Below are 21,050 nucleotides of genomic sequence, written 5' to 3'. Positions count from 1 at the left end.
TCTAAATTATCCCCTAATTTAAACTACTATATATCAAGTCTATTACTCTATCTATTGCTCTTCCATCATTTAAATAATTTATATATTTTGCCGCTTTCTCGCTATTCGCAACCAGAAGGTCTGGTTCATATATTAATCTTTTCAGCTGACTAGCTATTTCACCTTTCTCATATGCACCAAACGCAGCTCCCATTTGTACAAATGGCAAGAATTCACGATCTTCTGATAGATTAATAAGTAGAAGCGGTTTCTCAAGAATTACACAGTCTAACGCAGTTGTAGAAAAGAAAGTAATCATTCCATCGCAAACAGAAAGCAACTCTTCAGTATCGTAATATCTAACAATAATACAGTTTGGTTCTTCAATCGTTTTTATAATTGATGAAACTTGTTCCATACTTTGTCCAGGATGTACTTGAAAAATAAAATGGCAGTCAGAATATAATTTTGATAACTTTGCTACTTCAGTAAATGCTATAGTGATTTCTTCTAATGATGGACAATTCATTGCACCTACATACTGGGTAGTGAAAACTATCCACTTTTTTCGAGAACAGATACCTAACTTTTCACTAATAATCTCTTTGCTAGAGCATAAATTACGTGTCCTATCAAAGTTAACTCCGCCTGTCAGAAAAATTTTTTCAGGGTCTACCCCGTGTTGTACTAAAAACTGTTTCGTATGTTCCCCCCATGCTGCGAAATAGTCCCCTTCAAACGGGGCAAACGCATGCAAAGAATATTTATTAGGAGTACCATGTTGAATAACTAAAGTGGTAACCCCCATTTGAAAACAGTATCTCACTGCATTACGAAGTATATGATTTACTTCTACAGCCATAAATAAATCTGGCTTAATAGTATCAATCGCGTTAATTAATGGTTCTAATCCCCATCCAAAATCTAGATCCATGCTTCGAGGGACAACTGAAAATTCATCAAGCATAACAAAATCAATCTCATTTTCTAGGGCAATAGCTTTTTCTTCGCTAGTCATTATCAATGTAACCAACGAAATTTTACTATCTTCTTTTAATCTTTTTATAATAGGAATCATTTTCTTTAAGTGTCTTTGTAAATATGTGAATACAAGTACTTTTTTTTTCATAGTACTTTTTCACCTAGATTAAATTGTTTTAAAACTCGTTCAATCACTTCCATATTATTCAAAGTTTTATTGTATAATCTTTCTTGGGCATCTTGTATTTGCAACTTCTGTTTTATTAAATCGCAATTTTTAACAAAATTATATATTTGTACAGAAATATTTTCTGATTGAACATCAATTCCCCACTCAGGATGATTTATATCATCCAAGAAAAACTGAAGTTTGTTATGACTAATGATAGAAAGTATCGGCACTCCTAATCCAAAAGGAATCATTTGAGCATGCCCCCTCATTCCGATACAAAGGTCAACACTTTCATAATATGTAATAATTTCTTCTGGAGTTACTTGATTAAGATCTACTTCAGTTAAATCCAGCCCCTGCCCTAAAAACCATATCCTGCTTTTCTCGTCCAATTCATGATGATGAAAAAGAATGACTTCCCAACCATCTTCCTTAATCATTTTGACTGCAGTAGAAATTTCTTTAAGAATTTCTTTCTGCTTTTTTCCAAATCTCAAAAAAGGTCTGTCTAAAGCGATATTTAAAGCTATTTTCTTAGTAGAACAGGGTTTTATCCTCTGTTCAACACCATCTATTTTGTTGATAAGAGTCGTAGGGCAGGGTTGAAATGTTAATTTGGGCCATAGCGTTTTAGGTACATAATTTTTAATCTCTTCCAAACTACCATAATTTCGAACTCCAAAAAAAATGCATTTTCTCAATAGAGTAGTTATATTATTCTTAAATATAGGCTCAAAATCCGGCTGACCTCTAAATCTGTTATAGCCAACAGCAAATACAATAATAGGTATTTCAATTAATTCTAATAAATCGGAAGAACAAGCCCATTGCCACCCGGATAAAGGATTTGGATTCGTATCAGATAAAAAAACCCCACCTCCACCAATAATTAGTGCGTCTAAGTTATTAATTTCTTTAATTACTTCCATTGACACAGGTTTATGTATGTCAATGAGTTTAAAATCAATGTTATCGATTACACGTTGAAATACTTTTCTAACATAAGGAAAAAGCAAGGTATCCCCAGCGTTAGTATTCCTATGAATTCCCACATGACCTATTTTATAAACTGGATGATACGAAGAGGAGCTAACTGCAACTCTATCTGCATTTATTTTGTATGGGGAAGACTGTGCTGCCACAATATTTTTTATATATTGAGGTTTTTCGTACACCACAGCTTTTCTATATTCAGATTTAGTACCTATAATCCATAAAAATCCGAGCTCATTATAGCCTGAATTAATAACTTTAAAACCGGCTTTCTCTAAAAAAGCTCGCAGCACCTTTTCGGAGAAGGTATTTATATGTACATCCCAAAAAAAATCATCAATTAAAGTATGCATTCTATCTATACCCGGACATTCTATAAAGATGTAACCGTTTTTCTTTAATAACTTGAAAGCTTTCCTTAAAAATAAATCTACATCATTCACATGTTCAATTACATGAAAACTACAAATCATATCCACTGATTCATCTGGTGCTGTATATTCTTCCCATGTTATTGATAATACATTTACTAGATACCTATCTTGTGAAGAGATAGCATAGTTAATATCTGGTTCAATCCCGGTAACCTCCCAGCCGAGGGTCTCCATAATTTGAAGGAAACTACCCGTTCCTGATCCTATTTCGATCATTTTCTGTCCATTTCTTAAATAGGAATCTTCAGGTATTAATCTTTCCAAAATCTTATACCTCTGATAACTTTGCTTCTCAGCCATCTTATATTTCTCTTCATCAGGAATTTCAGCTTTTCTTGAAATCCTGGAGAAGTCACCCATGGCGTAAAGCTTGTTATGCTGTTCTACTCCCATTCGAGGATATGTAAAAACGAATCCGCAATTCATACAAACGTAATTAAGGACGATGCTATAATTTCTTGCTCGGTAATACAGTAAATCGAATTCAGATTCTCCGCATAAGTTACACTTATGTGTTAATAAGCCCTGTTTGTTTTTCTCATTAATTTCGGACACAAAACGTCCTTGAAAATTATATATATCACTTCCGATTTGGTCCCAGGTTAAAATCTTTTTATTACTCAAACGATAGTGATCAATCTGAGCTAGAATCTCATTTTGAAATGAATTTAGCAACAATAGAACTATATCGTCTTTTTCCAATATATTTAATATTGAAGGATTTTCAATAGTATATCCATCTAATTCTTTCCCCCATTTATTCTGATTATTATCAATAAAACAATAAATTGGAAACGAAATTATCTGGGTGCACTTTCTGTAAAATTCTCCGGTTCCCCAAACTATTACTTTTTTATTGGCAAAATGAGGGTAAACATCTAAAAAATCAATCAAGATCCTTTCACTCCTATCAAAAGTTCTACCACTTCTCTTACAGCACCATATCCCCCGTTAACAGAAGTAATATAATCTGCTGATTGTTTTACAACTTGCATCCCATCATTCACACAACAACCTAGGCCAACAGATTTAATTACCTCTAGATCGTTGATATCATCACCGATATAAGCAATTTCATCATGCGTAAAATTATACTTATTCATAATATCTTGAAGAAGTTGAGCCTTATTTTTGACTCCTAAATGTATCTCATCAACCCTCAGCTTCATTGCTCTTCTTTTAACTAAATCCCGAACTTCACCAGTAATAATTCCTGTTATATATCCGTATTCTTTTAGAATCTGAAACGCCATGCCATCTCTGGTGTTAAATTTTTTCAATTCATCGTTTTTTTCAGAATAATACATACCACCATCAGTTAAGACACCATCACAGTCAACAAATAATGCTTTAATTTTTTTTATCTTTTCTTTAAGCTCAATTTTATCGTTTTGTCGATTTTTTAATAATTGTTCTATTATTAACCAGTCTAACGGCTCGTCCAGTTCAAGGAAAGTTTCTTGTGCCATTTCAATCATACTTATCTTGCCTGATATGCGAGTTCCCGTCTTCATAAGTCGCTGTTTAGATGTAATATAAAACGCTCCATTTTCAATCATATATCCTTTAAATTCTTGTCTCATTGGTCTACATGCCGGATTATAATTTTGGGGTATTGCAAGTGTTCCCTCTATATTCCAAATAAACCTTTTCTGCCATACTCCCGATAATACACTGTCAACATCATTTTCATAATAACGAGCAATTCCCCTGCTTAAATCATGTGCTGTTATTAAAGGTGAAGTAGCTTGAATAAGTACTATATTGTTAAAGTTATAGTTCTGCGAAAATTCTAACATAACAGATTCAGTTGATGCAGTATCAGTACTAACTATTGGTGAACGGCCTATTGCAGAAACCTTTGGATGATTATATTTTAATACGCAATTCTTTATTTCATCATGATCAGTGCTGACAAAGACATGATCAATCTCTTGACATTCAACGGCCGCATCAAGTGCCCAATATATCAACGGACGATTATTTATCAATTTTATATTTTTCATCGAAATAGATTTACTACCACCACGGGCTGGAATCAAAGCAACTGTATTATACATAATTAACCTCTATATTTAAGTTTATCTCTTTGAGTTTTCTCAATATCAAGCAGTTCTTCCTTTTTATAATGTAGGGCTTTATGTACAGCATCCAAATCCCTGTTTAACTTCCTAAGACCGTCTGGCTCTAAAGAAGCGGCATGATCCGTACCTTTCCAAGTACGATCTAAAGTAAAATGTCTTTCAATTGTTGTGGCCCCGAGCGTATATGCTGCAATGTCGACAGCAATCCCTAAATGGTGCCCTGAAAATGCAATTTCTTTCACAACTCCAGAATAGTTATCTTTTAACCGATTAATTTCTAATAGACATATATCCTCGAATGGAACAGGATATCCAGAGGTACAGATATAGAGGACAACGTCTTGAGTTCGTTTTTTGGATTTTATAAGATCTATAATCTGTTTTTCTTCTCGACGAGTTGTCATACCGAGCGATATATGAATTTCACCTAGGAAATTGTCACATATCCACTCAAGCATTCGGAAGTGATTATTACAGGCAGATGGAATCTTTATCATTTTCGGATTTATAGAAGCAATCTCCTGTGCCGAAGTCATATCCCAAACAGACGAACTATATTCTACCCCATATTCTGTACACCAGTTTTTCAATTGTTTATGTTCTTCCAGAGTAAATTCGAGAAAATCTCTGTGTTCACCATATGTTTTTCCATACGAATGTTGTGGATTAGGGTGTGGCTGATTATATTGAAACGATGTCAATAGTTCTCTATTGTTTCTCTTTTGAAATTTCACAGCATCTACTTTACAGAACTCTGCTGCAATTTTAATCATTTCTTTTGCAATTTCTATACTCCCTTTATGATTACAACCTATTTCTGCTATTAATCTTGGCTCATTCATAATGTCTCTCCATTATTCATTTATATTAATGCCTCATTTAGTAACCATTGTGTTAAGGTGTTTTTGTCAATCAGTTCAATCGAAACCGCTGAGTTTACAGTTGATCCCATTGTAATATGTCCTCTGTGAAAATACTCAGACTTCACACTTTCGAAAATGGAAGGAATTATGTACATTTCATTTGTTTCCGACGCGATACTATGCTCATCTGATGTCATTAACTCTTCGAACATTTTCTCACCTGGCCGTAAACCGATCTGATCAATTCTTATCTCTTTTTGTAAACCATATTTTTGGGCTACAACTTCTACCATTGCTTCTGCTAAATCGCCCAGTCGAATTAATGGCATTTTTAACACATATACTTCGCCGCCCTTAGCCATAGAATTAGCCTGAAGGATTAGCGTTATGGCTTGTGTGGGTGTCATCATAAAACGAACCATATTCGGATCAGTAACCGTAACCCTTTGTTCTTCAAGAATTTGTTTTTTGAATAATGGAATCACCGATCCTCGAGACCCCATTACATTGCCAAATCTTACAGAAGAGAAGATCGTTGCCTTAGGCCCTTTTTGATATTCAGCTGCAGATATAAGGCGTTCCGCCATTAATTTCGTGGCGCCATATGTATTTGTCGGCGATATCGCTTTATCCGTGCTTGTGAAAAGAACTTTCTTGACGCCTGCCTGAATGGCTGCTTGGATGACATTCTGCGTGCCAATGACATTCGTTTGCACCGCCTCAAATGGGTTATATTCGCAAAACGGCACATGCTTCATCGCGGCAAGATGAAATACGTAGTCAATGTCTTCCATCGCCCGTAGAAGGCGTTGATAATCTCGTACATCCCCAATAAGAAATCTTAAATGGGTTGCATGGGCATGAAAGTCAATGCTCATCTGGTACTGTTTATACTCGTCCCGGCTAAAAATGCGAATAACTTTTGGTTTTTCTTCAAGCAATCTTTTGGCTAGATGGTAACCAATCGTGCCGGTTCCACCAATAATTAATATTTTTTTATCCCGATACATATGAAGCTCGCTCCTTTATGCCATTGAACGATCCATTCGTTGAATTGCCTTATTATATATCGCTTGGAGTTTCGGAATGGTATCACGTATTTGAGCAACCAATGGTCCGAGAATATTGCAGATCAGTTCTGATTTCCTGATTACATTTTGTTCCCGAACTAATTCAGGATGATGTCGGTCAAAATATTTCAGTTCATTATGCAACGCAAATTGCAAAATATGCTTAAATACGTCATGCTCTGCAATACCAGCCCAAATTTGCTCGATCTCCCATATCATTTTCACGCACTGATTAGGCTTCCTTCTGCTCAATTCTCTTAACTTTCCCATTTTCTTGGCTATGCTTTCCAACTTATGCTTCATTACAACAAAATCATTATTTACGGATCGTATGGATTGAAACATCTCGGAAACGCGTTTTTTATTGTATGGTTCAAGATGATTTCCCATCTTTTTGATAAACCAATCTGATTCGATATTTCGATGTTTCAAGCTATTGTAAACTTCTTCAATAGGCATCCAAACAGTCCGTTTGATGCTAGCTCCATGTTTCGTCGTATTAATAAACTCATGATCAGGATAGAGTCTAAGCAAATCTTCAATGTCTTGTAATGTAATTTTCATTTTCAATGTCGTAGGGTTGATCCCGCCTAACACATTTTCTACAGATTCTGTAGCTGTCTCCAAGACTTGATCGACATATTTCTGTGAAATGTGAGCCGCACCGGGTGCATACATTTGATTCAACGGATAAGACAGATCCTGTCCGGCTAAAATGATTCGTTTACACCCTATATAGGCAGCCGCCTGAATTGCCGTACCCGTTACAGAGTGCGTCCCCCAAAAAGTTGGGTCGTCTTCTGTCAATCGCAGATGGTATTGTGAGATCGTATCGTCCTTAAAGAATGCATGAATCAAATATTTATGCTTATGCTCAATAATTTTATAGTTAATATAAGGTGTATATAGGAACGGGAGGTGCGCAATATCGAGATTCTGAAAGGCAACAAGATTCGGATCGCCTCCGTCCATCGATACGATTAAATGCGGCGTTATATTATGCTTCAAAAGAATTCGCAAACTCGTTCCGGCAGCAATGATCAGAGAATGATCTTTCAACTTGGCTAAATAATGAAGGTCCTGTTGCAGCGATGGACCCGACCCGACAATAACTGCCGATAATTCAACACATTGATCTTTTAATCCGCGCAGTGAATAGGAATAAGCGTTTTTAGTCAAGTTATTCAATATATTCTCAGGCCATTTATAATTAAAAGATGCGTTAACAGCAATGCTTGAACGATAATTTAATATTGATTTCTGAGCATGCTGCTCGAATTCTTCAAGGGAAGTAGGAAATATTTTTTGATAGGAAGGCAGCACGACATAACCGAAATCGCCGGTAACCTGAGCGCATATTCGATAAAACAATTCTTCCTTCGTATCAAAATCCTTGCCTACTCCAAAAAACTGAATCTGTTTATGGTTCAACAGTTGTAAATCAATCGCCTCTATTGCAGCCAATAATATATCAATTTCCGGTTCGTAAAGATAAATCATTTTGTCCGGATACCGATTTATAAATTGTTGCAAATGATAACCAAATCCAAGTCCATACATAAGAATATATTTAACGTTACAGATTTGCTCATGAATGGATTCAAGCCATCGTTCCACTTCATGCTGCGGATTATATTTACTGTAAAAGGAAAGTTCATGCCCCGCATTGTTGCGGACAATGAGATTCGGCGACCCGCATTTTGACGCTAAGATTTCGTATTTATTTGCATCAAAATGCAATCCGTTCACTTTTGTGTACACTTGATTAAAATTTTCTTTAAGAAAATCTATATTTACGGAAGTTCTGTCGTTCATACCATTTCCTCTCTCAGCTTATGATGTCATTCAAATGTTCGAAGAGCGGTTTCAATTCATATTTGAGTACATCACCAACGCTAATATAGTCTTGAGTCTCGAGTGCATCGTTAATCGCAGGAAATTGAATGGATAGATCCCTCAGGATCTGTTTCAATTGATTACATAAGGATAACCGCTCGTCTAGTTGTTCCATATCTTTAACGCATAAATCAATAGCTTGGTATACCCAGTTCATTCCTTCCACCAATTGCGTAAACAAATCCCACGTTTGTTCAGTAACTTCTTCATAATATAACTCAGCGATTGAATCGGTGGCTTTAATTAATTTAGGTAAGTAATTTTGCAGTTCTTGCAATGACTCCTTCATCGCCTCTCGCTGAGTAACTGTAACAACTCGCATTTCTTTGACTTCCGAAAAATTCCGTTCCATATATGTAACCAATGGATCTTTAATGATTTGACCATTAACAGAAACTTCTTGAATAATATCTTTATTCTGTAAACAATCAGACAAGAATTGTTGCCAGAAATCGGCGAAATCGGGGATTGAAGCGATTTTATTTGCAATCAGAGCATCATTGACAATAATATTCATAGCATCAGCACCTTCTAATAGCATTTACCTTTTATATCGGTTTTCGCGAAAGGTTTTATTAATGCAAAAATCCCCAAACCTATAAGGTTTGAGGATTTCCGTTATGTCAATTATTATCCAAGAAGTTTCAGTACGCTTTGTGGAGCAGAGTTTGCTTGCGCCAACATAGCCGTACCAGCTTGAACCAAAATTTGATTTCTGGTGAACTCAGTCATTTCTTTCGCCATATCAGCGTTGCGGATACGCGATTCGGAAGCAGCCAAGTTCTCAGCGTTTACGCCTACGTTATTGATCGTGTGCTCAAGACGGTTTTGAACGGCACCCAACGTAGAGCGATTAGCAGAAACTGTGTCAATTGCAGTTTTAAGTGTAGCGATAGCATTTTGAGCTGCAGTGGAAGTACTGATATCCAATTTCTTAGCAGCACCAAATAATTTTTCTGAATCTGTCTGTTTCAAATCAGCGCTGATTAACACTTTATCAGCTCCGACTTGGAAATCGACTTTTCCATCTGCTTTCATCAATTCAATGCCGTTAAAGTTAGTGTTTTGTGCAATGTTATCGATTTCTTTAATCAGTTCATCAACTTCCGACTGAAGCTTAGCACGGTCATCTGAGTCATAAGTACCCGTAGAAGCTTGGTTTGCAAGGGTGTTCATACGTTGAAGCATGGAATGAATTTCAGTCATTGCACCTTCAGCGGTTTGCAACAAAGAAATGCCGTCTTGCGCATTGCGCAACGCTTGGTTGTAACCGTTGATTTGACGGCGCATTTTCTCGGAAATCGCCAAACCTGCAGCATCGTCTGCCGCACGGTTAATGCGGTAACCGGAAGAAAGCTTTTCCATCGTTTTGCCCATTTGCGTGTTGTTGAAACCGAGGTTGCGATGAGCATTGATCGCAGATACGTTCGTGTTAATAAACATTGACATTTAAATCATCCTCCGTGATTTTATTATTGGCCGCATCCTTGCGTCCTCATTACATATTATCGGAAGTTCTCTGCTTATTTTTAATAGAAATACATATTTTTTTATTTTTTTTCGTCAAAATATAAGGCTATCTGGTCAGCGCTATCCATTCCATAGTAAGCATTCCGCACGGTTTGTTGTTCCTTCACGGATTTCATAGAAGTTCTAAGTTCATCATAATGACGTTCCAATATTCCTCTAAGCAACTTTTGACGATCGATAATTTCTTTAATGATCGATTTGGTTTCTTCGACTCGATCATCAACATTCATTACTGCGAGATCTTGCGTGCTTAACATAGAGTTGAGATGGTCAATATGTTCTTGTATTGAAGTAAATCGGTCGGATAAATGATTGTACTGCTCGATTTGCTCGTCTATATTACCTGCGACAAAAATCTGCATTTGTTGTTGGATAATATTCAGCATTTCAACAAAACATTGATGTCTGGATTCATATAGATTGGCCGACGGTTTTTCCAAGGGTAACATCCTTTCCGATCTGTTCCCATGCTGACTGTATTTCTTTTAACATTTCTACAACTTCAGTTAGCGGCTCTCCATCTTTCTTGATATTGGATTGAATCAATCGATCGATCATGTATAAATAAAGATTTCTCAAGTTTGCAGCGATTTCACCGCCCTCATCCTCATTCAAGCATGCCATTAATTCAAAAATAATATCCTGTACACGAAGAATGTGAAAATGAGCATCATTGAAATCGTTACTGTTTAAAGCAGTTTGCGCTCTCTTCGTATATTGAATTGCACCACTATATAACATGGAAATTAATTTATGGGGAGATGCGGTTTCGTATTTATTTTTTTGATAAGCCTGATACCCGGTTTGATTTGTCATCAACACTTGAGCTCATCTCCTTAATTGCTTATGAGAGCTAATTCTTTTTCGTCAATGCGGCGAGTTGTCCGTTCATCCAATTTTGTTCCGATTGCAATTTAGAAAGTGCAACCTCCATAGCGATAAATTGTTTTCTAAGTTGGTCTTCTTTCATTTGCAAACGCTCATTCATTCGATCCATTTGGTCGGATATAAATGATACTTCGCTGTCATATCCTTTCAGTTTAGAGGCAAGAATCCCGGTAGTGCTCCGTGTCCATTGCTGTAGTTCATTCTTCAAGATATGAGCGATTCCATCCTCATTACCCGATTCGTCATTATTAAACATTTTAATGACTTTTTCAGGTTCTTCAAGAAAACTCTGTTTGAATTTATCTTTATCAAACGTAATTTTACCTGTCATTAATGTCGGATCAGTTATCCCCTTATCAATTTCTAGACCGATTGATGCCAGCGGAATCCTCTCACCTTGAATATTCACTACGCCATTCATCCAACTGGATAATCGGCTGTCCAAATCGCGCAAAGTCGTATCGCTTTGCAATTTAGTTCCTTTTTTCAAAAAACCGCGTGTAATATCTATTACTTCATTATAAGCTTTAACAAGCGTCTCAACCTTATCCGCAATCTTATTAACATCAGGTTTTATATTGATAGTAGAGTTGCCCGTATCCACTAATGTCAAGGTTACGCCTTGAATAATATTCTTCACTTCATTGCTGCTTTGAGTAAATTCAATGCCGTTCACTTCGAATATCGCTTCATCAGGAGCCTTGCTATTTCCAGGTTTTGTGACCCCAAGTTCAGCCAATAAGCCGTTGTCCTTGATATATACTTTTGTGTCCCCTTTTGCCGGCGATGTTGGTAAATCTCCAAATACAATTTCATTCGCTTTCCCTGTACCCGTGGCAGTTAGAATCAGTTTTTTTCCTTCTGGAGTATCGACCACAGAGGCATTAATCCCTTTTGCTTTGCCGTTGATCTGATTTTTGATATTGTTCATAATCTCGCCTTTGGTTGAACCAACGGCTTCAATTTCAAAAGTTTGGCCCATATATTGAATGGAAATCTTCTTGTCTGTTGATGATACGGTAGAATTAAGGTCTGTCACACCATCCGAATAGACGACATGGGAGGTGGCCAATTTCTTAACATTTAATAGAAATGTCCCCGTTGAACCGGCATCGCCTGCCGTTACTTGCGCAACCTTATCGTTTGAACTTGTTGCCGTAGTTCCTTTAAAATCGGCATTTAGTATTAAATTTGATGCCGTGTCCCGAAGCGCTGCCAATTTAGTATTTAAATTTCGGAAAACAGCCTGTTTATCTGTAATCGTTTCTTTGCGAGTTTCCAAATTTTTATAGGGTATTCTCTCCAATTTCATCAATTGTTCAATGATCGTGTTTGTGTCCAGCCCTGAAGCGAGACCGCCAAGACTAAATGACATGTATTTCACCTGCTCTCTTATAGTTTTTTATCTATAAACATTCCAATAAGTTCTTTCATTTTAATCGACAAGTCGATCAAAAACTCCGGAGGTAAACTGGTTACAACCTCCTGCGTCTCCGTATTGATAACTTCTACGAAGATTTGTTCCGCTTCATCGTTGTACTTAAAGCGAATCATTTTTTCCGTTGCCTTGATGGATTCGTTAAGCTTTTTTAGCTCTTCCTCCAGTTTTTTCATTTCCATTTCATTTAACTTTTTCAAGTTAAAATTCCTGGGGTAAGAATTTTCATTTTTACTCTCTACGGCATTTGATACAGATGGTGTTAGTCTCGTTGGTTTCGTTTCAATGCCAATCGACTCCATGCGATGAATACTATTCATCATCATCCCACCTATATAATGATTATGATTTATACTGTTTCAACAATTGAACCATCTGATCGGGTTTACCCGAATGTCCTGCACTCATGTTTTCGGCCATAATACCTTCGTACAGTTCATGACGCAGGATCTGAACATTTTTGGGTGCGACGAAACCGAGCTTGATATTTTCTCCCTCTATCCCAAGTATCTGAACTTCTATATGATCACCGATCATAATCCTCTCCCCAACCTTCCGTTTCAAGACCAGCATTAGGAGCCTCCCCCCCTTGACAATGGCTGGCGAATAGGATAATCCTGATCGGTGATAATGAATTGGCAGCCGGTTTGATGTTTGGGACATAATAAAATCGGAGCTTTTAAATTTACGTATAGTTGATCCTCAATAATATTAACAATTAGCATGATATCGATTTCGCCAGGATCCTCGGCTTTTAAGACAGATACTGTCTCTTCATCGATATGGAAACCGTAATTTTGTACAGCATTTTCCGCGGGTAACAATATAAAACTTAATTCTTCGTCAACTGCATGTAAAATAAGAAATGGAGAATCATCGAAAGGAACTAAAGCATATTCTCGATGTTCTTGCAAACCGACTATTCCTTTCTCGAAAAAATACAGTTGATTCGGATTGACGGTTATTTCGCCGTAACTAGCACTTCGGATGACAAACTCCTGTTGTTTATTCCTTGTCACTTGAGCGGACCACCTCTCACCTCAACGTGAATTTCCGGTGCATATATGCGGAAGTTGATGAACACGCCTTGGCTTGGCGCAGCTACGAGTTGTACATTGGCTTGTCCTTGGCGCATATACCGTTCCGTAGCGATATTGCCGAACACACTTTTCTCCTTGGACGATATGTTAGCAATACGATCTCCGTCTCGTGCTTTTTGCGCAACATTGTCCATCAACTTTCCTTGTTCTTGATGTGCTATTTCCCTTGCCACCGTCGATGGACGAAGCAAACCGAGATCTTCCCAAACATGAGTCCAATCCGTTTCCATTTCCGCCGATCTTGTTTTGATATATAGTTCAGCGGGTACGTACCTCGCATCTGTTTCATATATTTCAATTTTGCGAACGGGCGCATCCGCCATATGTAATGGAGGTCGTACAGAGATTCCGTTTGAAATCGAGTTTATCATTCATCATCCCCTGCCTATAAGCAATTAACCGTCAAACTATCGTATAAAGTCGATCAAGGTTGTTTGCATAATGCGCGCACCGGTAGATAATGCCGCCTGCAGCACTGTTTCCTTCATTTTCAAATCCGTAACTGCTTGAGGAATATCGACATCCGCTACCTTTGCCCGCAATTCTTTCAAATTGACTGTTTCGTCCATGATCCGATTTTCCATCAGTTCAAAACGATTCATGCGAGCACCAATTTCAGACCAGCTTACGGCAATATGATCGACCGCTGCGTCAATTCTGGCAATATCATCAGCCAGTAGATCCTGTTCGTTATTGTTTAGATGCGAAATAATATCGTCCAATACCTTAAAGGTGTTATTAGGATTTGGATTGGCTGCCGAATCTGCCGCTCCAAATATCACTTCTCCGGTAATGCTAACCGGAACGGTGACGGAAGGACTGACATTAAGAAAGTATACTCCTGAATCGGTCGTTTCTCCCGCGGCTCCATTAACAGTATACGGAGGTTGATCCGTTTTCTGCCCGTTAAATAAGAATCGTCCGTTATAACTGCTATTTCCGATCATGACCATTTGTTCTTTCAACTGCGTCATTTCCGCCGCTATTATTTTCCGCGCTTCATCTGTGACGGTTCCTGTTGAACCTTGCTGTACAAGAACACGTGCTCGTTTCAGTACGTCCGTCGCCTGCTGCATCAACGAATCCATCGTGCGCAGCATGCCGCTGCCGGTTTTGACGTTCTCCATGAACTCGTTGCTGCGCAGCAGTTCCGTGTCGTAACGCATTTGATAACCGATGCCGACGGGGTCGTCGCCGGGGCGGTTGATGCGTTGGCCTGTGCTTAGCTTGTTGTTTTTGTCCAGCAAATCGGCATTAATGTTGCGCAGATTGCGCAGCAATTGAATATTCTGCATTTGACCTGTTACGCGCATTTTACACTACCTCCTCAAAGTTTTGTGAGCGATGCTTCATCGAACTAACAGCGACAAAACTCGCATCGGAAGCGTAATCTATCTGCCTACGATACCCATTTGATTAATGATGCGGTCCAGCATTTCGTCCACTGTCGTCATGTTGCGGGCCGCTGCGTTGTATGCGTGCTGAAAGCGGATCATATCCGCCATTTCTTCGTCGAGCGAGACGCCGCTGACCGATTGGCGCCGCTGCAGCAGCGAATCGACCAGATTTTGCTGATTCTCCATATTTCGCGTCGTATTGGCGGCTCGAACGCCGAGGTCGCCGGTTACGGCACGAAAGTAATCGTCAATCGTACCCTTGGACAATGTCGTCAAGTTTTGCGGGTATTCGAACGCCTTATCCCGCAATCCTGCCAAGGCATGCGCGATATCGCTGTTTCCTTTGATCGTCAAGTTATCGCCGTTATTGTTCGTCTCGTATTTGCCGGCTGCCGCGATTTTGCTCGTGTCATTCACGATCACAGGGTTGACGCGAATATTGTTTATGTTGAACGTCCCGCTTCCGTCCGATGTTGTAAAGAACGGAATTCCCGATGTCGCCGGGTCGGACAAACTGTAGCCAAGCTCATGCAGCCCGTTGAAGCCGTTCACTTCCAGTTCGATCGGCGACTTGACGCGGCTGCCTGCCGGAATGACCGTTCCCGCCGGAATCGTCGTGCCGTTCTCCAACTCTACATCGTTCTTAGCGGTAATGTCTTTTGCCGCCACATAGCCGTTTTCCAGTCTGACGGTCACTTTCCCGGTCACCAGCGATTGAACCATCGCATTCAATTGATTGCGAACGGTATCCACCTGAGCTTGCGACTGGACGTAGCCGTGAAGCTGTCCGGACGTGGCCGTCGCCGCATTCGCATCCGTAAGCTGCGTCGCATTGTCCCCGTTCACCACTTCGACACCCGCCGCCACAATAGTCACATCGCCGTTCGGCGCTTCCGTCACCTGAATATCGACGATCGTCGAAAGTTTATCGATCAGCAAATCCCGTTGGTCCCGGTAATCGTTGGCATTGTCGCCAAGCCCCTCCGCTTTGCGGATAATGCCGTTAAGCTGAGCGATATTTTGCGCCAGATCGTTTGCTTCGTTCACTTTCTTCGTAATGTTGGCCTGCAAGTCATTCGTAACATTTGTGAGCGACTCGTCCATATGGCGCAGCGTATCGACCATGTTGACGGCCGAACCGACAACGTCGACGCGCGCGCTCAGCAAGGCGGGATCCCGGTTCAACACTTCCCAGGAATTCCAGAACTTATCCATGACGCCGCGAATTCCGTTATTGGACGGCTCGTTCAATATCCCCTCGATCGAACGCAGCGTCGAATCTAGAATGCTCCAGGAGCCAAGCCCTTGATTTTCCCGACGGAATTGCATATCCAAATAACTGTCCCGAATCCGGGTAATGCTGTCGTATTGTACCCCGGTACCGATCTGGCCCGGCGCACTGCTCTTCGACATGCCGATCGCCTCGATCGGGCGCGTAGCCGAGACGTTAACGCGCTGTCTCGAATAGCCTTCCGTATTGGCGTTCGCTATATTGTGCCCGAGCGTCTGCATCGTCGTCGTTTGTACGAAGAGCGCTCTCTTGCTCGTTTCCAAACCGTGAAAAGTAGATCGCATGTTGTTGCCCCTTTCCGTTGCGCCTTCCTAAAGCGCTAAAGTATCTTGCCCTCGTATGCCAGGCTACGCCCTCGTATCCAGCCAGCCGCTGCGATTGACGACAGGCGCTTGCCCGGTCGGATTATGGTAAACCGCTTCGTCTTCCGGTCCGCCGATCATGACATCGAGCGAAAAAGTAACAAACGACAGCGATTGTTCGATCAATTCCTGATTATGCGCGTTCAGCCGTTTCATACGCTGCAGCGTGTCGCCAAGCGATTGCTGCGCCTCCGTCAATGCCTTTTTCTCGTCCGGATGGAACACCAGCCGCAATAGCTCCGTGATCGTAAGATTGAGATTGGATTTAATCCCTTTCTCCCGCAAAAAATCGTATACCGCCTCCTGGCGCTGCGCCTCGGCTTCGGTAATCTGCTTCAGCTTCTTGGATTCCTGCTGCATCGTCTTCGTCAATTCGTCAATATCGTTGTGAATAATCGCTTGCTTCTTCCGTTCGCCGATTTCGATCATGTCCACATGCAAGTCATTCAAACGCTCCAACGTTTCAATTAAAGATCGAACCGTCACTTGGATCACCTATTTCCCCGGAGTTTGCTTAAAATACGGGAGAAGCTTCTCCGCAATTTTGTCTGCGTCCACATAATACGTTCCTGTCGCAACCGCTTCCTTCAACTGTTCAATCCGCTGCGCGCGCTCCGGATCCTTCACCCGGCTTTGTGCATCCAACATTTCCTTCGCCTCCGACGAAATGGACACCTTATCGCGCTGCAGTCCCTTTTTTCCCAAATTGCCTTCGCGTGATTCTATATTTCGCATATACTGATTTAACGCTCCGAGTCGTCCGATATCGTTAATTTTCAAAACGTTCACCCCACTCCAAATAAAAAACCGATAATCTTTACTAAGTTTATCGGTTAGTTGTTTATAATACTTTATAGTTTAGCGATCTCTGTATTTATCTACAACACTGTAGGCGTGATTTCCATTATGCCCCTTCGCATTTCGATCTTTAAGCTTCTCATCTTCCGCCAAATTGGAGATGTCTCTCGCAAGCCTTCCTCTGCAGGAGTCGCACATATGCCCCTCGCGGATCGGAACTCCGCAAATTTCGCATGGGTACGTCAAGTTCGGCGCGTTTTTCATCGAAATTCGCCCTTCGCGGACAAATCTCGTAATTTGCCGCATCGTCACGCCCGTCGCTTCCGAGAGCTCCTGAATGGTCGCTTCCTTGTTCTCGCGCAAGTATTTGACGCATAATTCGTATTCCGCTTCGATTTCGCGCAAACAAGCCGGACAAAGGTCTCTGAAGTATTTGGCAAAAATTTTTCCGCAGCGCGGACAGTTCTCAACGTTCATCACCGACAACCTCCTACATTTCCTTCTTTCCACATTTATTTCAATCCACGCATCCGCGAGGAATGCGCCTTCCTCCGATCACTGAATATATCTATTTTACCATTTTCCATGGTATTTCACTAGAACGATATAGTACTATTATCGGTTGAAAGAGAGGAATTATTTACAATAATTACGAGCGCGCCCACGTTAAACAATAGACTTCCATTCTCATCTCCGGAAACCCGGCAAGGCCCGGGATCGTCCGAATTTGCCGCGCGCATTCGTTCACCGTGCTGCCGGTCGTATAGACGTCATCTACCAGAAGAATTCGCAATAGAGGTTTGTCCTCTGAGCGACGCGAACGAGCCAATTCGGCAATCTGCGACAGCGCGGCCGAATCCGGCACGAACACGTCCTTCAAATCCCGGATACGCTCCCCGCGCGCTTTGAAGCTTTGTTTGGCCGTATGCCGCGCGCGCCGAATAAGCGGGTAAACGGGCAGCCGATGAATGGCGGCGAGCCCTTTGGCCAGCTGTTCCGCTTGATTGAATCCGCGTTCCGCCAGCCGAGCTTCGCTGACCGGAACGAACGTGACGCAATCGAATATCGCATCGTCATCTGCCGCGGCGTCGTTCATACGTATCTCATTCAGCATGCGGACGTACGCTTGATTCAACATATGCACGAACAATCCGATGTATCGTTCATTCCCTCTATATTTATACTGCGCGAGCCATTCCTTCATATGAGAGTCGTATTGTACGGCACTGCGGTTTTGAATAAAATAGGTGGAGTCCTGCGGACGACGGATACAATCCGGACAAGGCACATGGCGTCCGCAAACAGTACAGTTGACGCGATCGATCCACGGAATGACGGAGCCGCAGCCGTCGCATATGCCGTAGAATAACGAAGCGGCGCTTTTGCCGCAAATCATGCATGGATGTTGGCGCGCCCGCAATAAGGTGTTCAGCCAACGCCAACGTTCTTTCCATCCTCCAATCATGACGAACCGCAGCCTCCTCCCTCGGCAACTCCCTCCGCCCTTGTCTCCCTCTGAAAATATCCTTCCCGACGCGCCAACCGGTTCATCGCTTGAATTTGCCGGATGGCCGACATCTGGGAGCGATTTTTGTATTCAGCGCAAAAATAGACTTGCCCATACGGAGCGTCTTTCGACCGGCCGGCTCTTCCCGCCATTTGCACCAAAGAAGCGGAGTCGAACAAGGAACTGTCCGCGTCAAGAATGAATACATCGCTCCGCGGAACGGTCACTCCCCGTTCCAATATCGTTGTCGTCACAAGCATGCGCGTTTCTTTGCGGCGAAAACCGAGGACCTTCTCCGCGCGCTCGACGTCCGCGGAGGAGGTGCCGGCAATCGGAATATCGGCGAAATACCGCCTTAATAAACGGACGAGGGGTTCTGCATGTTTAATTCTTGTAATAAAAACGAATATTTGCGCTCCGCGGTCTAAAGAATGTTGCAGCTTTCCGATCAAATTGGAGGGGAGCGTATTCCGCTGCAAGTAATAGTGAACAGGTTTGATCGGTAACAACCTCGGAACAGGCAGCGGATGGCGATGAAAGCGTACCGGCACCTTGGCATGCTGCAGACGCCCCGCCCGCACTTTCCGCTGCATCGGCTCCGGCGGCGTCGCGGACAGGAAAATAAATTTCCCATCCGGCTTGCAAGCTTTGGCCGCCGCATATTGCAACTGCTCATTGTTATGGTACGGGAACGCGTCCAGTTCGTCGATGATCACCAGGTCGAATTTTTGCCAGAACCGCATGAGTTGATGCGTCGTGGATAAGACGATCCGACCGTCGGTCCATCGTTCCTCGCTCCCGCCGTACAGCGTAACGAGCTTATCGGCGGGAAACGCTTGCTGCAGGCGCGGCTGCAGCTCAAGCACGACATCGCGGCGCGGGGTCGCGATGAGCACTTGCTGTTCCCGCTCGAGCGCATACGCGATGAGCGGGAAGATCATTTCCGTCTTTCCTGCGCCGGTCACGGCCCAGAGCAGGAAAGACGGCACCCCCGCCGCCGCACCGCCGGCGGCGGGGGAAGCTGCAGCAGCGCACGGCTGCTGCAGGAAGGCCAGCGCAGCGCGCGAAGCGGCGTGCTGCGCCGGGCTGAGCCGCCACCGGGCCTGCGGCTCGGCGGCGGCACGCGGCCGCGTGCCCGGGGCGGGCGCATGCGAGCGGCCGGTCCGGCTCGCCCCATGCAGAAGCGGCGAGCAGAAGCGGCTCCGCCCCATCGTGAGGCACGCTTCGCAATACGCGCAGTTCGCGCTGCCGCATGACGCGCAAGCCGTACGATGATGCTGCGCCGCTCCGCTGCCGCAGCGTCTGCAGCGCAGTTCCCCTTGGCGGCGCAGCCCCGGAAAGCGCCGCGCCGCCAACTTGTAAGCCAGTCCGCTCGCCAAATCCAACTCCCCGCGCACATAAGCCAACTGCGCCAACGTACGCCAATAGTCGACTCCATGTTCAATATCGGTGCCGCCTAACATGTCTTGAAGCTCATGCGCGAACAACGCCCTCCCCCGTATCCGTCTCGCCATGCGTTCCGCTTCAGAGTTCAAACGAGACCAAATTTCGTTGGTCTGCAGACCGCAGCGACCTTGTATCTCCCCAAGGAACATCCCCGCCTTGACGCCCACGTTCGTCCCGCTCCATTCCCAAACCGAATCGCCCCTTCCCGCGATCCCTTTCTCAAATACGACAACCGGTTCGTTCCGATTGTCCCCCTCCCAACCAGTATCAAAATCTTTCAAATCGGTTTTATAAATCTTCTGCATATACGCCAACCACTGTCCCTCCTTCCAGCCATCCATCTTTGTCTCGCTTTGAAATTGCGCGACGATGTAATTGGCCGCGCCTAGCGGCACGGTCTCCCGAAACACGACCAACTTCCCCCTCTCCGCCCAATAAAACAAATCCACGCGCAAATCAAGCGATAGATATGCCTCCCACTGCTTTTCCGTTTTCACCGTATAAAGATGAACTCTCATCGCTTTCCCCTTCCCTTCTGATGCGGTACGATCCGAAAACCGACGGCCCTAAGATTGGGGCGAATCGCTTCCAAATCTCCGTGACTCGCCATGCGCTGCGACCATTTCAATGCGGTACGGCGGTTTACGCCGAACGCTTTTGCCGCATCTCCGGAATTCACATCCCCGCCCTGACGATGGGCCAGCCTTAAGACGGCTTGTCTCCTGGCCCTTAAAATCCTTAAAAGGATAATCCGCCTGCAGCCCGTCAAACCGATAATCAAATACCGGCCCCCAAACATGCTCCAAGAAGAGCTTCTCCGC

General features: G+C 42.7%; 23 protein-coding genes. All 23 read right to left on the bottom strand.

What is annotated here, in order from left to right; translation table 11 throughout:
• Positions 1-13: 13 nt before the first annotated feature.
• The 23 genes from KQI79_RS02975 to KQI79_RS02865 all read right to left on the bottom strand — a co-directional run bounded on the left by KQI79_RS02975 (position 14) and on the right by KQI79_RS02865 (position 21,010).
• Complete coding sequence (locus KQI79_RS02975; RefSeq protein ID WP_216536737.1) at positions 14-1,108, bottom strand: UDP-N-acetylglucosamine 2-epimerase; 1,095 nt, start codon at positions 1,106-1,108, stop codon at positions 14-16.
• A complete protein-coding gene (locus KQI79_RS02970; RefSeq protein ID WP_216536736.1) occupies positions 1,105-3,453 on the bottom strand; it encodes a methyltransferase domain-containing protein in 2,349 nt (782 codons plus the stop codon). The genes KQI79_RS02975 and KQI79_RS02970 overlap by 4 nt, the downstream gene beginning before the upstream one ends.
• Entirely contained in the window at positions 3,450-4,619 is a 1,170-nt protein-coding gene (locus KQI79_RS02965) for an acylneuraminate cytidylyltransferase (protein WP_216536735.1), read from the bottom strand. Before KQI79_RS02965 ends, KQI79_RS02970 begins: the two co-directional genes overlap by 4 nt.
• 2 nt (positions 4,620-4,621) lie before the next feature.
• Complete coding sequence (locus KQI79_RS02960) at positions 4,622-5,485, bottom strand: N-acetylneuraminate synthase family protein (RefSeq protein WP_216536734.1); 864 nt, start codon at positions 5,483-5,485, stop codon at positions 4,622-4,624.
• A gap of 20 nt (positions 5,486-5,505) precedes the next feature.
• Positions 5,506-6,516 (bottom strand): UDP-N-acetylglucosamine 4,6-dehydratase family protein, encoded by a 1,011-nt coding sequence (locus KQI79_RS02955; RefSeq protein ID WP_216536733.1) that lies wholly within the window; start codon positions 6,514-6,516, stop codon positions 5,506-5,508.
• Positions 6,517-6,531: 15 nt separating this feature from the next.
• Positions 6,532-8,391 (bottom strand): motility associated factor glycosyltransferase family protein, encoded by a 1,860-nt coding sequence (locus KQI79_RS02950; protein ID WP_216536732.1) that lies wholly within the window; start codon positions 8,389-8,391, stop codon positions 6,532-6,534.
• 13 nt (positions 8,392-8,404) lie between these two features.
• Positions 8,405-8,989 (bottom strand): DUF8042 domain-containing protein, encoded by a 585-nt coding sequence (locus tag KQI79_RS02945; RefSeq protein WP_216536731.1) that lies wholly within the window; start codon positions 8,987-8,989, stop codon positions 8,405-8,407.
• Between the two features lie 113 nt (positions 8,990-9,102).
• Entirely contained in the window at positions 9,103-9,921 is an 819-nt protein-coding gene (locus KQI79_RS02940) for a flagellin N-terminal helical domain-containing protein (protein WP_301287854.1), read from the bottom strand.
• Positions 9,922-10,022: 101 nt separating this feature from the next.
• The gene (locus KQI79_RS02935; protein WP_216536730.1) at positions 10,023-10,442 is read right to left on the bottom strand and encodes a flagellar protein FliT; all 420 of its coding nucleotides are present in this window, start codon (positions 10,440-10,442) and stop codon (positions 10,023-10,025) included.
• Positions 10,414-10,818, bottom strand: coding sequence for a flagellar export chaperone FliS (fliS, locus tag KQI79_RS02930; RefSeq protein ID WP_253297928.1), 405 nt, complete (start codon positions 10,816-10,818; stop codon positions 10,414-10,416). The genes KQI79_RS02935 and fliS overlap by 29 nt, the downstream gene beginning before the upstream one ends.
• Before the next feature lie 37 nt (positions 10,819-10,855).
• On the bottom strand, positions 10,856-12,265 hold the full coding sequence (fliD, locus tag KQI79_RS02925) for a flagellar filament capping protein FliD (RefSeq protein ID WP_216536729.1): 1,410 nt from the start codon (positions 12,263-12,265) through the stop codon (positions 10,856-10,858).
• 17 nt (positions 12,266-12,282) lie between these two features.
• Complete coding sequence (locus tag KQI79_RS02920) at positions 12,283-12,648, bottom strand: flagellar protein FlaG (protein WP_216536728.1); 366 nt, start codon at positions 12,646-12,648, stop codon at positions 12,283-12,285.
• A gap of 22 nt (positions 12,649-12,670) precedes the next feature.
• A complete protein-coding gene (gene csrA, locus KQI79_RS02915) occupies positions 12,671-12,901 on the bottom strand; it encodes a carbon storage regulator CsrA (protein WP_216536727.1) in 231 nt (76 codons plus the stop codon).
• Positions 12,901-13,347 carry a flagellar assembly protein FliW gene (fliW, locus tag KQI79_RS02910; RefSeq protein ID WP_216536726.1) on the bottom strand — a complete coding sequence of 149 codons (447 nt, stop codon included), beginning with the start codon at positions 13,345-13,347 and terminating at the stop codon, positions 12,901-12,903. Before fliW ends, csrA begins: the two co-directional genes overlap by 1 nt.
• Complete coding sequence (locus KQI79_RS02905; RefSeq protein ID WP_216536725.1) at positions 13,344-13,799, bottom strand: DUF6470 family protein; 456 nt, start codon at positions 13,797-13,799, stop codon at positions 13,344-13,346. The genes fliW and KQI79_RS02905 overlap by 4 nt, the downstream gene beginning before the upstream one ends.
• A gap of 36 nt (positions 13,800-13,835) precedes the next feature.
• Positions 13,836-14,741 carry a flagellar hook-associated protein FlgL gene (gene flgL, locus KQI79_RS02900; RefSeq protein ID WP_216536724.1) on the bottom strand — a complete coding sequence of 302 codons (906 nt, stop codon included), beginning with the start codon at positions 14,739-14,741 and terminating at the stop codon, positions 13,836-13,838.
• 78 nt (positions 14,742-14,819) lie between these two features.
• On the bottom strand, positions 14,820-16,400 hold the full coding sequence (gene flgK, locus KQI79_RS02895) for a flagellar hook-associated protein FlgK (protein ID WP_216536723.1): 1,581 nt from the start codon (positions 16,398-16,400) through the stop codon (positions 14,820-14,822).
• A 63-nt stretch (positions 16,401-16,463) separates the two neighbouring features.
• On the bottom strand, positions 16,464-16,964 hold the full coding sequence (locus KQI79_RS02890; protein ID WP_216536722.1) for a flagellar protein FlgN: 501 nt from the start codon (positions 16,962-16,964) through the stop codon (positions 16,464-16,466).
• 9 nt (positions 16,965-16,973) lie between these two features.
• The gene (gene flgM / locus KQI79_RS02885) at positions 16,974-17,258 is read right to left on the bottom strand and encodes a flagellar biosynthesis anti-sigma factor FlgM (protein WP_216536721.1); all 285 of its coding nucleotides are present in this window, start codon (positions 17,256-17,258) and stop codon (positions 16,974-16,976) included.
• Between the two features lie 78 nt (positions 17,259-17,336).
• Positions 17,337-17,753 carry a TIGR03826 family flagellar region protein gene (locus KQI79_RS02880; RefSeq protein ID WP_216536720.1) on the bottom strand — a complete coding sequence of 139 codons (417 nt, stop codon included), beginning with the start codon at positions 17,751-17,753 and terminating at the stop codon, positions 17,337-17,339.
• A gap of 172 nt (positions 17,754-17,925) precedes the next feature.
• Entirely contained in the window at positions 17,926-18,741 is an 816-nt protein-coding gene (locus KQI79_RS02875) for a ComF family protein (RefSeq protein WP_216536719.1), read from the bottom strand.
• Positions 18,738-20,747, bottom strand: coding sequence for an ATP-dependent helicase ComFA (locus KQI79_RS02870; protein WP_216536718.1), 2,010 nt, complete (start codon positions 20,745-20,747; stop codon positions 18,738-18,740). Before KQI79_RS02870 ends, KQI79_RS02875 begins: the two co-directional genes overlap by 4 nt.
• Complete coding sequence (locus KQI79_RS02865) at positions 20,744-21,010, bottom strand: helix-turn-helix domain-containing protein (protein WP_216536717.1); 267 nt, start codon at positions 21,008-21,010, stop codon at positions 20,744-20,746. The genes KQI79_RS02870 and KQI79_RS02865 overlap by 4 nt, the downstream gene beginning before the upstream one ends.
• Positions 21,011-21,050 lie beyond the last annotated feature (40 nt).

Source organism: Paenibacillus sp. MSJ-34, from assembly GCF_018918005.1.
GTDB lineage: Bacteria > Bacillota > Bacilli > Paenibacillales > Paenibacillaceae > MSJ-34.
This window is presented reverse-complemented; position numbering and strand designations above follow the sequence as displayed.